The 13,096-nt window shown below is 56.6% G+C and carries 14 protein-coding genes; 13 read left to right on the plus strand and 1 reads right to left on the minus strand.

Annotated elements, in window-relative coordinates:
- Positions 1 to 94 precede the first annotated feature (94 nt).
- Genes DWZ54_RS01165 through dcuC form a run of 3 tightly spaced genes read left to right on the plus strand, consistent with a single transcriptional unit; the run spans position 95 to position 3,990 of the window.
- Entirely contained in the window at positions 95 to 1,369 is a 1,275-nt protein-coding gene (locus DWZ54_RS01165) for a M20 family metallo-hydrolase (protein ID WP_118474142.1), read from the plus strand.
- An 11-nt stretch (positions 1,370 to 1,380) separates the two neighbouring features.
- Positions 1,381 to 2,709 (plus strand): amidohydrolase, encoded by a 1,329-nt coding sequence (locus DWZ54_RS01170; protein WP_118474143.1) that lies wholly within the window; start codon positions 1,381 to 1,383, stop codon positions 2,707 to 2,709.
- A gap of 30 nt (positions 2,710 to 2,739) precedes the next feature.
- Positions 2,740 to 3,990 carry a C4-dicarboxylate transporter DcuC gene (gene dcuC / locus DWZ54_RS01175; protein WP_118474144.1) on the plus strand — a complete coding sequence of 417 codons (1,251 nt, stop codon included), beginning with the start codon at positions 2,740 to 2,742 and terminating at the stop codon, positions 3,988 to 3,990.
- Positions 3,991 to 4,075: 85 nt separating this feature from the next.
- On the opposite strand, the gene DWZ54_RS01180 is transcribed toward dcuC, so the two are convergent.
- A complete protein-coding gene (locus DWZ54_RS01180; protein ID WP_199663143.1) occupies positions 4,076 to 5,296 on the minus strand; it encodes a dicarboxylate/amino acid:cation symporter in 1,221 nt (406 codons plus the stop codon).
- 359 nt (positions 5,297 to 5,655) lie between these two features.
- On the opposite strand from DWZ54_RS01180, the gene rpsB reads away from it, so the two are divergent.
- From rpsB to rseP, 10 genes are all read left to right on the plus strand, one after another.
- Entirely contained in the window at positions 5,656 to 6,381 is a 726-nt protein-coding gene (gene rpsB / locus DWZ54_RS01185) for a 30S ribosomal protein S2 (protein WP_118474146.1), read from the plus strand.
- Positions 6,382 to 6,457: 76 nt separating this feature from the next.
- Positions 6,458 to 7,327 (plus strand): translation elongation factor Ts, encoded by an 870-nt coding sequence (gene tsf, locus DWZ54_RS01190; RefSeq protein ID WP_118474147.1) that lies wholly within the window; start codon positions 6,458 to 6,460, stop codon positions 7,325 to 7,327.
- 110 nt (positions 7,328 to 7,437) lie between these two features.
- Positions 7,438 to 8,181: a UMP kinase gene (pyrH, locus tag DWZ54_RS01195; protein WP_233519524.1), complete on the plus strand. Its 744-nt coding sequence runs from the start codon at positions 7,438 to 7,440 to the stop codon at positions 8,179 to 8,181.
- Positions 8,178 to 8,735: a ribosome recycling factor gene (frr, locus tag DWZ54_RS01200; RefSeq protein ID WP_118015803.1), complete on the plus strand. Its 558-nt coding sequence runs from the start codon at positions 8,178 to 8,180 to the stop codon at positions 8,733 to 8,735. The genes pyrH and frr overlap by 4 nt, the downstream gene beginning before the upstream one ends.
- Before the next feature lies 1 nt (position 8,736).
- Positions 8,737 to 8,946 carry an RNA-3-phosphate cyclase gene (locus tag DWZ54_RS01205; protein ID WP_118015802.1) on the plus strand — a complete coding sequence of 70 codons (210 nt, stop codon included), beginning with the start codon at positions 8,737 to 8,739 and terminating at the stop codon, positions 8,944 to 8,946.
- 3 nt (positions 8,947 to 8,949) lie between these two features.
- Positions 8,950 to 9,120 carry a DUF362 domain-containing protein gene (locus tag DWZ54_RS01210; protein ID WP_036378266.1) on the plus strand — a complete coding sequence of 57 codons (171 nt, stop codon included), beginning with the start codon at positions 8,950 to 8,952 and terminating at the stop codon, positions 9,118 to 9,120.
- Positions 9,121 to 9,205: 85 nt separating this feature from the next.
- Complete coding sequence (locus DWZ54_RS01215; RefSeq protein WP_118474148.1) at positions 9,206 to 9,994, plus strand: isoprenyl transferase; 789 nt, start codon at positions 9,206 to 9,208, stop codon at positions 9,992 to 9,994.
- Between the two features lie 24 nt (positions 9,995 to 10,018).
- Positions 10,019 to 10,849: a phosphatidate cytidylyltransferase gene (locus DWZ54_RS01220; RefSeq protein WP_118474149.1), complete on the plus strand. Its 831-nt coding sequence runs from the start codon at positions 10,019 to 10,021 to the stop codon at positions 10,847 to 10,849.
- A gap of 13 nt (positions 10,850 to 10,862) precedes the next feature.
- Complete coding sequence (locus DWZ54_RS01225) at positions 10,863 to 12,011, plus strand: 1-deoxy-D-xylulose-5-phosphate reductoisomerase (RefSeq protein ID WP_118474150.1); 1,149 nt, start codon at positions 10,863 to 10,865, stop codon at positions 12,009 to 12,011.
- A gap of 46 nt (positions 12,012 to 12,057) precedes the next feature.
- The gene (rseP, locus tag DWZ54_RS01230; protein ID WP_118474151.1) at positions 12,058 to 13,095 is read left to right on the plus strand and encodes an RIP metalloprotease RseP; all 1,038 of its coding nucleotides are present in this window, start codon (positions 12,058 to 12,060) and stop codon (positions 13,093 to 13,095) included.
- Position 13,096: the final 1 nt, after the last annotated feature.

The raw sequence follows: 13,096 nt of genomic DNA on the forward strand, positions 1-13,096 counted from the left end.
TTCAATCTATCTATAATATAGGCAGAAAATTCTATTATAATGAGTATATAAATTATGAAACGATAATAAATATAAATGGTAAGGGGGAGTCTTGATGGCAAGAGAGCAAATTCTTTCGCAGGAAGATCGTGACTGGATTAAGAGGATGTTTGCTCAGCTCGCTGAGATCGGGAAGACTGGGCATGGATATGAGCGCGTGGCATATACGCCGAACGACTGGCAGGCGAAGCAGCTGATCCGGGATGCCATGGAACAAGCTGGTCTTGTCGTCCATATGGATGCTGCGGGCAATCTCATCGGGCGCCTGGAAGGACGTCGGCCGGAGTTGCCGGCTGTTGTGACAGGGTCACATATCGATACGGTTCCTTCCGGAGGAAATTTTGATGGGTCAGTCGGAGTGATTGGTTCACTTTGTGCCATACGGAGAATTTTGCGGGAAGGGCGGCCGCTTCGTTCCATGGAATTATGGGTATTCGCCGGTCATGAATCCAGCCGTTTTGGCTTTGCGCATCTGGGCAGCCGCTCAATCTGTGGCTTTACCGAGACGGAAAAATGGAGCAAACTGGTTGACCGCTATGGAAAGACCATTCCGGAAGTCTTTCGGGAATGCGGTTTGGACTTTTCTCAGCTTGCCAGCTGTGAACGTGATTTTTCCCAGCTCGCGTCCTTTACAGAACTGCATATCGAACAGGGGCCGGTGCTTGAACAGCATCATACACCCATTGGTATCGTAACCGATATTGCAGCGCCCATCCGCCTGTCCGTACAGGTGAAGGGGATGGCTGCTCATTCCGGTACGACCTCGATGGACAATCGTCATGATGCGCTGGCCGCCGCTGCCCGCATGGTCCTTTCCGTGCGGGAACGGGCGCGTTCCTATGCGGAAGAAGGCATTGTCGGTACGGTGGGATATATGCAGGTCAAGCCCAATGCGATGAATATCATTCCTGGTGAAGTGGAGTTCTGGATTGATGTACGCGGGCGGGATTTTTCACGGACGAGCCATGTCATCGATCTCGTGCGTGCCGACCTCCTGAGCATTGCCAGAGAGGAAAAAAACAATGTATCCATTGACACAATTTCTGTCGCTAAGCCTGTTCATCTGAACGATCATCTGATTCAACTGGCTGCCAGGATATGCGAAGAGAATCATATTCCCTATCTTAATATGGTGGGCGGCGGCGGACACGATACACAGGAAATTGCCCGCAGAATGCCGGCCGTCGTGTTGCATATTCCCTGCCGCAATGGCGTCAGTCACGCTCCTGATGAATTCGCCAGTTTGGAAAGCATTTATTATGGCGTGAAAGCTCTGACGGCGCTGCTGGCTTGTCAGACAAAAGCTGTTTCAATCGATGGTCTTGCATAAGAGAGGAGAAGATGACAGTGGATATCCAAGAAACAATCATGAAGATGGCAGATGGCATGAAAGATGAGCTCGTGACGCAGCGCCGCGATCTGCACATGCATCCGGAGCCGGCGTGGACCGAATTCCGCACGGCGGCACTCGTGGCGGAGCAGCTGCATGATCTCGGCTACGAGGTACTGGCGGGCGAACAGGCCGTGGCCAAAGAATACATGATGGGTGTGCCGACTGCCGAAGTCCTGGAGCAGTCACAGGCCCGTGCAATCCGCGAGGGCGCGGATCCTGCCTGGGTGAAACGCATGCAGGGCGGCATGACCGGTGTCGTGGGTATCATGCATTTCAAGCGGCCCGGGCCCGTCGTGGGCATGCGCTTTGACATGGACTGCAACGACGTATCGGAAACGCAGGATGAGAAGCATCGCCCGAATGCCGAAGGCTTTGCCAGCCTGCATCCCGGCGCTATGCACGCCTGCGGCCACGATGGCCATACGACGGTGGGCATCGGGGTTGCCAAGGTCCTGGCCTCGCTGAAGGATGAGCTGGCGGGAACCATCAAGCTGGTCTTCCAGCCGGCGGAGGAGGGGGTGCGCGGCGCCCGCGCCATGGTGGAACGCGGCGTGGTCGACGATGTGGATTTCATGCTGGGCGCACATTTCGGCTTCAAGATGAAGGAAACGGGCAGCATTGCCTGCAATGTAACGGGCTTCCTGGCCACGAGCAAATACGATGCCCACTATATCGGCAAACCGGCTCATGCTGGAGCGGCACCGGAAAAGGGGAAGAATGCCCTGCTGGCCGCCGCCTGCGCAACGCTGAACCTGCATGCCATTTCCCGTCATTCGCAGGGCATTACCCGCATCAATGTAGGACATCTTGAGGCCGGCAGCGGCCGCAACATCATCGGCGATACCGGCCTCATCAAGCTGGAGACGCGCGGCGGTTCCAGTGCCATCAATCACTATATGGAAGAGGAGGCCCTGCGCATCATCAAGGCAGCTGCCGCCATGTACGATGTACAGTACAAGATTGAGCAGGTCGGCGGCGCAGCCGGCGGCAGCAATTCGCCAAAGCTGGCCGCCTATCTGATGCGTCAGGCCAAAACACTCGGCATCTTCCACAAGATCGTGGATGAATGCCCGTTCGGAGCCAGTGAGGATTATTCGTACTTCATGGAACGCGTGCAGTCTCATGGCGGCCAGGCCGCGTACATGATGATTGGTGCAAATCTGGCTTCCGGTCATCATGATGCACATTTCGACTTCGATGAAACAGCCCTGGTGTATTCTCTGAAAATGCTTGCCAGCTCAGCAGCCGGTCTGCTTCTGGGCAAGTCAATGGAATGAGAGGCATGAGCCGATAAGAGGAGGATTTTTATGATTATTGCAGGTATCGTCATCGTCATTGCGACCTTCGTCCTGATCGTCAAGAAATATGAAACGCGTTTCGTGCTGTTTATCTCCGGCATGCTGATGTGCCTGATTGGCGGCATGCTGTCAGCCGGTACGACGGCGTTCATCAAGGAATTCACCAATACCGGCCTGGTGCCGACCATCTGCACCGTGCTCGGTTTCAGCTATGTCATGGAATATACGAGCTGTTCCGCCCACATGGTCTACTGCATTTCCTCGGCCCTGAAGCGGGTCCCCATCATCATCATACCAGGTGCTGTCATCGTCACCTTTCTCGTGAACATCGCACTGCCGAGTGCAGCCGGCTGTGCGGCGGCCGTCGGCGCACTCCTGATCCCGGCGCTGATCCGCACGGGCGTGCATCCGGCCATGGCTGCATCGGCCGTATTCCTGGGAACATGGGGCAGTACGATGAGCCCGGGCCTCATGTTCAATCCGCAGGTCGCCCAGCTGGCAGGAATGGATGTCATGAGTGTCATCGCGCTCTTCTCCCGCCAGGTCCTGTTCGCGGCCGTGATTGCGGCGGTGCTTCTGACGGTCATTGCCTGGGTGCGCAAAGAAAACAAAGGCTATGTGGCACCGAAGGATATTGAGGACAGCGAGGACTTCCACGTCAATTATTTAAAGGCCGTCATGCCGGTCGTACCGCTTGTGCTGCTGGTCCTCGGCAGCAAGCAGGTGGCTGTGATCCCGGAAATCTCGGTGCCGGTGGCCATGCTGGTCGGTGTGGCGCTTGGCATGCTCCTCGTGCGTCCGAATATCAAGGAGACGACCTGCAAGTTCTTCCGCGGTGTTGGCGATGGCATGTGTGATGTCGTGGGCCTGATTGCGGCAGCTGCCTGCTTTACGGCCGGCATGAAAGTCATCGGCCTTACGGATGCACTCATCGAGGCCATGAAGAGCTCGCAGCAGATCGCACAGGTAGCCGCTGCATACGGTCCGTTCCTGATTGGTGCAATCTCGGGTTCCGGCAACGCGGCGGCACTGGCCTTCAATGGTGCGGTCACGCCGTTTGCGAATGAGTTCGGCTATGGTATCGCAGAACTCGGCTCCATGGCACAAATTGGTGCCGGACTCGGACGCTGCATGAGCCCGGTTGCCGGAGCCGGCATCATTCTGGCAAAGATGGCCGGTGTCAATCCGATGGAACTGGCAAAACGCAATGCCATTCCTACCATCGTGGCTGCGTTTGTGGTCATGATTACCCTGCTGTAAGCACAGACAGCTTATACGAACGATACAAAAAAGGAAGTATCCGCGTGGATACTTCCTTTTGTTATGCATGGTTTTGGGGATTCAATCAGCCGTTGCGTGCTGCCTTGGCGGCATGCTTTTTCTCTTCCTGATCCATGACGATGGCGACGGCACCGTCGCCCGTGATGTTCAGGCAGGTACGGAACATGTCGAGGACACGGTCGATGCCGGCGACGAGTGCGAGACCTTCCATCGGGAGGTTGACGCTCTGCAGGACCATCGCGAGCATAATGAGGCCGGCACCCGGCACACCAGCCGTACCGATGGAGGCGAGCGTACCCGTGAGGACGATCATGGCCATCTGGCCCATCGTCAGGTCGATGCCGAAGACGTTGGCGATGAAGAGCGAGCAGACGCCCATGTAGAGAGCCGTGCCGTCCATGTTGATTGTCGCGCCGAGCGGCAGGACGAAGGAGGATACGTCACGGGAGACACCGAGCTTTTCCTGGCAGTTCTTCATGTTGACCGGCAGGGCTGCGGCACTCGAGCAGGTCGTGAACGCGATGAGCATGGCTTCACTCATGCCGCGGAAGAACTGCAGCGGCGTATGACCGCCCCAGATTTGGGCAAGCGAGGAGTAGACGCAGACGGCGTGGATGATGCAGCCGACAGCGACGCAGGCGATGACGGAAATCAGCGGCAGCAGGACAGACGGGCCGTTCTTGGCGACAACCGGCAGCAGCAGGGCGAAGACGCCGTACGGAGCGAACTGCATAACGATGCCGATGATCTTATAGGAGACTTCTGCGCAGGCATCGAAGAACTTGACGAGGAACTCAGCGCGTTCGCCGCCGACCTTGAGGATGCCGACGCCGACGAACAGCGAGAAGACGATGACCGGCAGGATATCCGCCTTAGCCATGGATGCGACCGGGTTTGCCGGAATCATGGCGACGAAGACCTGCATGATGGAAGGTGCTTCCTTGACTTTGACGACAGCATCCGACGTCATCTGGAGGCCGACGCCCGGATGGACGAGGCTGGCGATGCCAAAGCCGATGACGATGGCGATAGCCGTGGTGACGAGATAGAGGCCAATCGTCTTGAGGCCGATGCGGCCGAGTTTCTTCGTGTCACCCAGGCTCGTCATGCCGACGACGAGGGAGCAGAAGACAACGGGGACGATCATCATCTTGATGAGGTTGATGAAGATCGTGCCGATTGGTGCAATCCACCAGTTGATGAATGGCAGGGCGGATTCGCCCACGATAAGACCGACGATGACAGACAGGATCAAGGATATAAAGATCTTGATAGAGAGGTTCATAGCAATCACTCCTTTTTATGATGCATTAGTATGAATTATGATGACATCTCCTCATCCTTATGACTAAATTATAGGGAAAAGACTGTATTTTGTCCACGAATCAAAGGCAAGTATACGGTATACATAGAAATACATCAAAGATACATAATGAAATAATGATAAATTGTAATTATAAATAAGGAAAAGAGAATGAATGAGATGAAAAATAAATTTTCCAGGTGGATTGTCTTCCCTGCCGGAGTATGATATAATCGTTGACGGTGTAAAAATAGCACGCGATTCGATCGCCGCCCTGTGCCCCAAGCGGGTGGTGCGGAGAAATGAAGATCGCGGAAGAAAAAAACAGGAGGTGCACCAACATGGCAGTTATTTCCATGAAACAGTTACTTGAAGCAGGTGTCCACTTCGGACATCAGACGCGTCGTTGGAACCCGAAGATGGCAAAGTACATCTTCACGGAGCGCAACGGCATCTACATCATCGATCTGCAGAAGACGGTCAAGAAGGTTGACGAGGCTTATGCATTCCTGCGCAGCGTTGCTCAGGAAGGCAAGAGCGTTCTCTTCGTCGGCACGAAGAAGCAGGCACAGGAAGCCATCAAGGAAGAGGCTGCGCGTGCAGGCCAGTTCTATGTCAATGAGCGCTGGCTCGGCGGCATGATGACGAACTTCCAGACGATCCAGAAGCGCATCGCTCGTCTGAAGGAACTCGAGGCCATGGAAGCAGATGGCACGTTTGAAGTCCTCACGAAGAAAGAGGTCCAGGGCCTCCGTCATGAGATGGAGAAGCTCGAGAAGTACCTTGGCGGTATCAAGGACATGAACAAGCTGCCGGGCGCACTCTTCATCGTCGATCCGCGCAAGGAGCGCATCGCCGTTGCTGAGGCTCGCAAGCTCAACATTCCTATCGTTGCCATCGTTGATACGAACTGCGATCCGGATGAGATCGATTACGTCATCCCGGGCAATGACGACGCAATCCGCGCTGTCAAGCTCCTCACGGGCCGCATGGCTGATGCTGTCCTCGAGGGTCGTCAGGGTGAAGATGGCGAGGCGGAAGCTGCAGAAGCTCCGGCTGCTGAGTAATCCATATCGAGAATAGACCGGGAGGGGTAAGGGAGTTATCCCTTGCTCCTCTTTTTTAATAGGAGGAATAAAACCAATGGCAAAGATTACGGCTGCAATGGTAAAAGAGCTGCGCGAGACCACTGGCGCAGGCATGATGGACTGCAAGAAGGCCCTGACGGCTACGGAAGGCGACAAGGCCAAGGCAATCGACTGGCTCCGTGAAAAGGGCATCTCGAAGGCTGAGAAGAAGGCTGACCGCATCGCTGCAGAGGGTGCTGTCGCAGCTTACATCAGCGATGATGCCAAGGTCGGTGTTCTCGTCGAAGTCAACTGCGAGACGGACTTCGCTGCCGGCAACGAGCAGTTCCGCGCTCTCGTCGCCAAGATTGCCAAGCACATCGCTGACACGAATCCGGCTGACCTCGATGCGCTGAACAACAGCGAGCTCGATGGCAAGACGGTTGCTGCCCTCATCACGGAAGCTACGGCTACGATCGGCGAGAAGATTTCCCTGCGCCGCTTCGTCCGTTATCAGAGCGAAGGCCGTGTGGCAAGCTACATCCACATGGGCGGCAAGATTGGTGTCCTCGTTGACCTGACGGGCGGCGATGAAGAGCTCGGCAAGGATGTTGCCATGCAGATTGCTGCAGCTGCTCCGGCAGCCATCGACCGCAGCGGCGTCGATGCAGCAGCTCTCGAGCACGAGAAGGAAGTTCTCCGCAAGCAGGCTCTCGAAGAGGGCAAGCCGGAGAAGATTGTTGAGCGCATGGTCGAAGGCCGCATCAACAAGTACTACAAGGAAGTCTGCCTCAACGAGCAGATTTTCGTCAAGGATTCCGACAAGACGGTCAAGGATATCCTCGGAGATGTCAAGGTAACGGCATTCACGCGCTATCAGCTCGGTGAAGGCATCGAGAAGAAGCAGGAGAACTTTGCTGCTGAAGTTGCTGCTCAGATGAAATAATCGACTGGAAACGGTGAAAGAAAGAGAACACATAATGGATTGTGTTCTCTTTTTTTAAAGGTTATAATAAGGGAAGATGCAGTAGTGTATCGAGTGGCGCATTGGCGTTGATGGAGGTAAGCATTTTGGATACAGCGAAATATAAACGAGTCGTCCTGAAGCTCAGTGGTGAGTCCCTGGCAGGTGAGCAGGGTTTCGGCATCAATCCGTCTGTGGTTGAGGATATCGCCAAGCAGATCAAGAAGGTGCGCGAACACGGTGTCGATGTCGCTGTCGTCGTCGGCGGCGGCAACATCTGGCGCGGACTGGCCGGTTCCGCCAAGGGCATGGAACGCGCTACGGCCGACTACATGGGCATGATGGCCACGGTTATGAATGCCCTGGCTCTGCAGGATGCACTCGAGAAGATGGATGTCGATACGCGCGTGCAGACGGCTATCGAGATGCGTCAGGTCGCTGAGCCCTACATCCGCCGCAAGGCCATCCGTCATATGGAGAAGGGCCGCGTCGTCATCTTCGGCGCTGGCACGGGCAATCCGTATTTCTCCACGGATACGACGGCTGCACTGCGTGCCGCCGAAATCGAAGCCGATGTCATCCTGATGGCCAAGAAGGGCACGGACGGCATTTACGACTGCGATCCAAACAAGAATGCAGATGCCAAGAAGTTCGATTCTCTGACGTACATCGAGATCATCAACAAGGGCCTGCAGGTCATGGATACGACGGCTACGAGCCTCTGCATGGACAACAAGATTCCCTTGCTCGTATTCAACATCGACGATCATGAAAATATCGTGCGCGCTGCCCTCGGTGAGGAAATCGGCACGACGGTAGGAGGAAATGACAGATGACCAATGAGATTCTCGCGTCCCATGAGGAACGCATGAAAAAGAGCATTGAAGCGCTCAAGCATGAATTCGCTTCCCTGCGTGCAGGCCGCGCTACGCCGTCCCTGCTCGATAAGGTCATGGTGGATTACTACGGTGCGCCGACGCCGGTCAATCAGATTGCGAAGGTTTCCGTTCCGGAACCGCGCATGATTCTGATTCAGCCGTGGGAGAAATCCATCCTGCATGATATTGAAGTGGCCATCATGAAATCGGATCTCGGCCTGAATCCGAACTCCGATGGCACGGCCATCCGCCTGGCAATCCCTGCCCTCACGCAGGAACGCCGCCAGGAGCTCGTCAAGGCTGTCAACAAGAAGACGGAAGAGGCGAAGGTTGCGCTGCGCAATGTGCGCCGCGATGGCAACGAAGAGTTCAAGAAGCTCGAGAAGGCCAAGGAAATCACGGAGGATGAGTCGAAGCGCGGCCAGGAAGCCATGCAGAAACTCGTCGACAAGTACGTGAAACTGGCCGACAGCGCCAAGGCCGTCAAGGAAAAAGAGGTCATGGAAGTCTGATATGATACCAGACGTACTGGGAAGACCCCTTGACGAGGCCGAGCATCTGCTCGCGCAGGCGGGCTGTGCCTGGCAGACGGAAATTACACGCCCTGTGCGTGATTTTTTCAAGACAGATGAACACTGTCTCTATGTCGTGCGGCAGAAGACTCTGCCGCAGGGCAGTATCATGCTTACCCTTGCGGCTAAGCAGAGAAAGGAGGCGAAATAAGTTATGGCATACAAAATCACGGATGATTGCATTTCTTGCGGTTCCTGCGCTGCTACTTGCCCGGTTGAGGCAATCAGCGAGGGTGCTGAGCACTACGAGATCGATGCAGACAAATGCGTTGAGTGCGGTGCTTGCGCTGCCGGCTGCCCGGTATCCGCAATCGAAGCTCCTTGATGCATGATGAGCGGCCCCTCTTATGAAAGTCGAGAGGGGCTTTTCCTTATTGTGTAGATATCCTCAGGATGGAGGAGAAGCAAAGATGTGGAAAAAGATATTTGGCGGCAAGGCACAGCCAAACGAGGAGGAACTCGCCAACCCGCTGTTCGATAGAATCAACTGGGAACGTCTGCCGCGCCATGTGGCCATCATCATGGATGGCAACGGGCGCTGGGCCCAGGGACGCGGCCTCGTGCGCACGGCCGGGCATAAGGCCGGCGTCAAGACGCTCAAGAATGTCCTCAAGACGGCTATCGACCTGCGCCTCGAAGCGCTGACGGTCTATGCGTTCTCGACGGAGAACTGGAAGCGCCCGCGTCCGGAAGTCGATTTTCTCATGAAGCTCTTTTCGGACTATCTCATCAAGGAGCTCGAAGAGATGAATGACTACAACGTGCGCATCCGCTTCATCGGCCGCAAGGATGGCATGCCGGAAAGCCTGCAGCGCCAGATGACGGCAGCGGAGGAGCTCATGAAGGACAATACGGGCATCCGCTTCAATGTGGCGGCGAACTATGGCGGACAGGACGAACTGCTGCGCGCTGCACGCAGCCTCGCGCAGCGCGTGGCCGCTGGAGAACTTTCGGCAGCGGATATCGATGAGAAGCTCATGGAAGCTTCGCTTGATACGGCAGGAGATCCGCCGGTGGATCTCGTCATCCGCACGAGCGGCGACCAGCGCCTCTCGAATTTCCTTTTGTGGCAGTCGGCCTATGCTGAGTTTTACTTTACTGATACGAATTGGCCGGACTTCACTCCCGCGTGCTTCGTGGACGCGATGGTGGAGTTTGCCGGGCGGGACCGGCGCTTTGGCGGCTTGAAGAATACCTGATTACATGAAGAGGAGCGTATTGCGTTGCTTACTAGAATCATCACGGGCGTGATCGGCATTGTGCTGGCTGCGGCCGTCATCCAGATGGGCGGAGCCCTGTTTGCCGGCTTTGCCCTGCTGCTTTCTCTCCTGGCCTGGTTTGAATACACGCGGGCCTTCGCCAGAAAGGGGGAACGTCTGACGTTTCTCCTCGGCATCGTCGGCCTGGTGCTGCTCTGGGGCTGTGCTTGGCTCGGCAGTGCGGATGAGACGGTGGCTGTCAGCACGGGCATCGTCCTCGTTGTCCTGCTCATGGCCGTGCTGCTGCATGGGCGTGTTTCCTTCCCCGCAGCCTGTCTCTCAGTCGGCGGTATCCTTTACTTCGGGTATCCGTTTGGCCATATGGTCATGCTGCGGTTCCTCTATCCCGAGCAGATGCTCGCGACGCCCGTCGGCCCGATGGCTTTTGGCTGTGCGATGATCTGGGTGATGTTTCTCTGTACCTGGGCATCCGATACCTTTGCGTATTTCACGGGCTCGGCCATCGGCCGCCACAAGCTCTGCCGCACGATAAGCCCCAACAAGACCATCGAGGGCTTCCTGGGGTCTGTGGTCGGCACGACAGCCGTCGGAGCAGGCCTCGGCGTCTTCTTTTCCCTGCCGCTCCTCGAGATGGCAGTGCTCGGATTCTGCATTTCCATCCTGGCGACGCTCGGCGATCTCGTGGAATCCGTGGCCAAGCGCTATACGGGCATCAAGGATTCCGGAAACATCATTCCGGGACACGGCGGTGTCTGGGACCGCTTTGACAGCGTGCTCTTCACGGCACCGCTCGTGTATTACTTTGTGCTGCTTTCGGGCTTGGGCCTGAAGTGATGGAGGGCAGGATATGAAGAATATTGCAGTCTTGGGGTCCACTGGTTCAATCGGCACGCAGACGCTTGAGGTCGTCCGCGGCCATAAGGATATGTTCCATATTTCCGTGCTTGCAGCCAATGCAAGCGATGAGCTCCTGGAAAAGCAGATCCGCGAATTTTCACCGGAACTTGCCGTGTTGTCGGATGAAGCGGCTTACAAGCGGCTCAAGGCCCGCTACAGCGGTCCGACGAAGCTCATGGGCGGCCGTCAGGCCTTTGTGGACGCAGCCGCTTTCCCGGAGGCCGATACGGTCGTCACTTCGATGATGGGCTTTGCCGGACTCGAGCCGACGATGAAAGCGCTTGATGCCAGGAAGGACATTGCACTCGCCAACAAGGAGACACTCGTGGTGGCGGGTGAGATCGTCATGCGCCGTGCGGCCGAGCAGGGTGTTTCCATCCTGCCCGTCGACAGCGAGCATTGTGCCTTCTTCCAGTGTCTGCAGGGCGAGAAGCGGGAGACAATCGAGAAACTCCTGCTGACCTGTTCGGGCGGCCCGTTCCGCGGCAGGAAGCGTGAGGAGCTCATCGGTGCGACGAAGGCGCAGGTTCTCGCTCATCCGACCTGGAACATGGGGCAGAAGATCACTGTCGATTCGGCATCTCTTGTCAACAAGGGGCTTGAGGTCATTGAGGCCAAGTGGCTTTATGGCGTCGATTACGACCAGATCCAGGTGGTCGTCCATCCACAGAGCATCATTCATTCCATGGTCCAGTTCTGCGATGGCTCGGTCATCGCGCAGCTCGGCTGCCCCGACATGAAGCTGCCGATCCAGTACGCGCTGACGTATCCGACGCGCCAGCCTTCGAATTTTGAACGACTGGATTTCTGGAAGCTCAAAGACCTGACATTTGAAGAGCCGGATACGGAGACGTTCAAGGGCCTGCGCTTTGCCTATGAGGCCGGCAGGATGGGCGGCTCGATGCCGTGCGTGTTCAATGCGGCCAATGAAGTGGCTGTCGGTGCCTTCCTCAAGGGGGAGATCCACTTCCTCGACATCTACGATATCATCGAACAGACGATGCTCAAACGCGAATGCGTGATTGAGCCAACGCTGGAAGAGCTCTTTGAGGAGGATGCGTGGGCCCGCACGTATGCGGCTTCCCTTTTGAAGAAATGAGCGGCGACGCTCGACGAATCTCTTTTTCGAGAAGGATGGTGAATCAATGGTTCTGACAATTGCAGCTGCAATTTTTGTCTTTGGCCTGCTCGTGCTCGTGCATGAGCTCGGCCACTTCATCACGGCCAAGATGACGGGGATGCGCGTCGATGAATTTGCCATCGGCTTCGGCCCAAAGCTCGTGAGCGTTCAGCGTGGTGAAACGCGCTATTCCATCCGGGCAATCCCGCTGGGCGGCTTCAATGACATCGCCGGCATGGATCCCGAGCAGAATGATGCGGGCAGCCGAGGCTATTGTGCCAAGCCGGTGGGCTCGCGCATGATCGTGATCCTTGCGGGGTCCTTCATGAATTTCGTCCTGCCGGTCATCCTGTTTTTCGGCATCTTCTTTTTTGCCGGCATCAACACGCCCAGCACGGAGCCGGTACTCGGCACGGTGCTGGCGGGCAAGCCGGCTGCGGAGGCCGGTCTTGAAAGCGGCGACCGCGTGCTGACGGTGAATGGCCAGCCGGTTGCGACCTGGTCCGATTTTGTCAATGGCGTCAAGGATGAGGGCGGCGAGCCCGTGGCCCTTACGGTGGAACGTCAGGGCGAGCAGCTTGCCGTCACGGTGACGCCGTCGTACGACAACAGCGCGAAGCGCGCGATGGTTGGCGTCATGGGAACGGTCAATACGCGGTATCCGGGATTCGTGGAATCCGTCTCCCTGGCGTTCCATCAGACCGGTGCCATCATCTATGCGATGATTGCTGCGCTCTGCAAGATCCTGATGGAGCTCTCGGGGGCAGAGCTTGCCGGGCCCATCGGTGTCGCGCAGATGGCCGGTGAGGTCGCACAGATGGGATTCGTGCCGCTGTTGAATTTTGCGGCATTCTTGAGTCTCAATCTCGGCATCATCAACCTGTTCCCCATCCCGGCCCTTGACGGCGGCCATTTCCTGACGCTCTGCGTCGAGGCGGTGCGCGGCAAGCCGCTTAGTCCGAAGGCCCTGCAGTACACGCAGAGCGTCGGCATCATCCTCTTGATCCTGCTCATGGTGCTGGCGACGAAGAACGATCTCGTGCGCGTCTTTATGGGCGGCTGAG

It is taken from the genome of Mitsuokella sp. AF33-22 (assembly GCF_003475755.1).
GTDB lineage: Bacteria > Bacillota > Negativicutes > Selenomonadales > Selenomonadaceae > Mitsuokella.

Excerpts from the sequence above, each read along its gene's own strand:
- DWZ54_RS01165 (WP_118474142.1), top strand. The coding sequence starts at position 95 with ATGGCAAGAGAGCAAATTCTTTCGCAGGAAGATCGTGACTGGATTAAG.
- DWZ54_RS01170 (WP_118474143.1), top strand. The coding sequence starts at position 1,381 with ATGACAGTGGATATCCAAGAAACAATCATGAAGATGGCAGATGGCATG.
- DWZ54_RS01180 (WP_199663143.1), bottom strand. The coding sequence starts at position 5,296 with ATGAACCTCTCTATCAAGATCTTTATATCCTTGATCCTGTCTGTCATC.
- DWZ54_RS01205 (WP_118015802.1), top strand. The coding sequence starts at position 8,737 with ATGATACCAGACGTACTGGGAAGACCCCTTGACGAGGCCGAGCATCTG.
- dcuC (WP_118474144.1), top strand. The coding sequence starts at position 2,740 with ATGATTATTGCAGGTATCGTCATCGTCATTGCGACCTTCGTCCTGATC.
- rseP (WP_118474151.1), top strand. The coding sequence starts at position 12,058 with ATGGTTCTGACAATTGCAGCTGCAATTTTTGTCTTTGGCCTGCTCGTG.
- DWZ54_RS01210 (WP_036378266.1), top strand. The coding sequence starts at position 8,950 with ATGGCATACAAAATCACGGATGATTGCATTTCTTGCGGTTCCTGCGCT.
- rpsB (WP_118474146.1), top strand. The coding sequence starts at position 5,656 with ATGGCAGTTATTTCCATGAAACAGTTACTTGAAGCAGGTGTCCACTTC.
- DWZ54_RS01225 (WP_118474150.1), top strand. The coding sequence starts at position 10,863 with ATGAAGAATATTGCAGTCTTGGGGTCCACTGGTTCAATCGGCACGCAG.
- frr (WP_118015803.1), top strand. The coding sequence starts at position 8,178 with ATGACCAATGAGATTCTCGCGTCCCATGAGGAACGCATGAAAAAGAGC.
- DWZ54_RS01215 (WP_118474148.1), top strand. The coding sequence starts at position 9,206 with ATGTGGAAAAAGATATTTGGCGGCAAGGCACAGCCAAACGAGGAGGAA.
- tsf (WP_118474147.1), top strand. The coding sequence starts at position 6,458 with ATGGCAAAGATTACGGCTGCAATGGTAAAAGAGCTGCGCGAGACCACT.
- pyrH (WP_233519524.1), top strand. The coding sequence starts at position 7,438 with ATGGAGGTAAGCATTTTGGATACAGCGAAATATAAACGAGTCGTCCTG.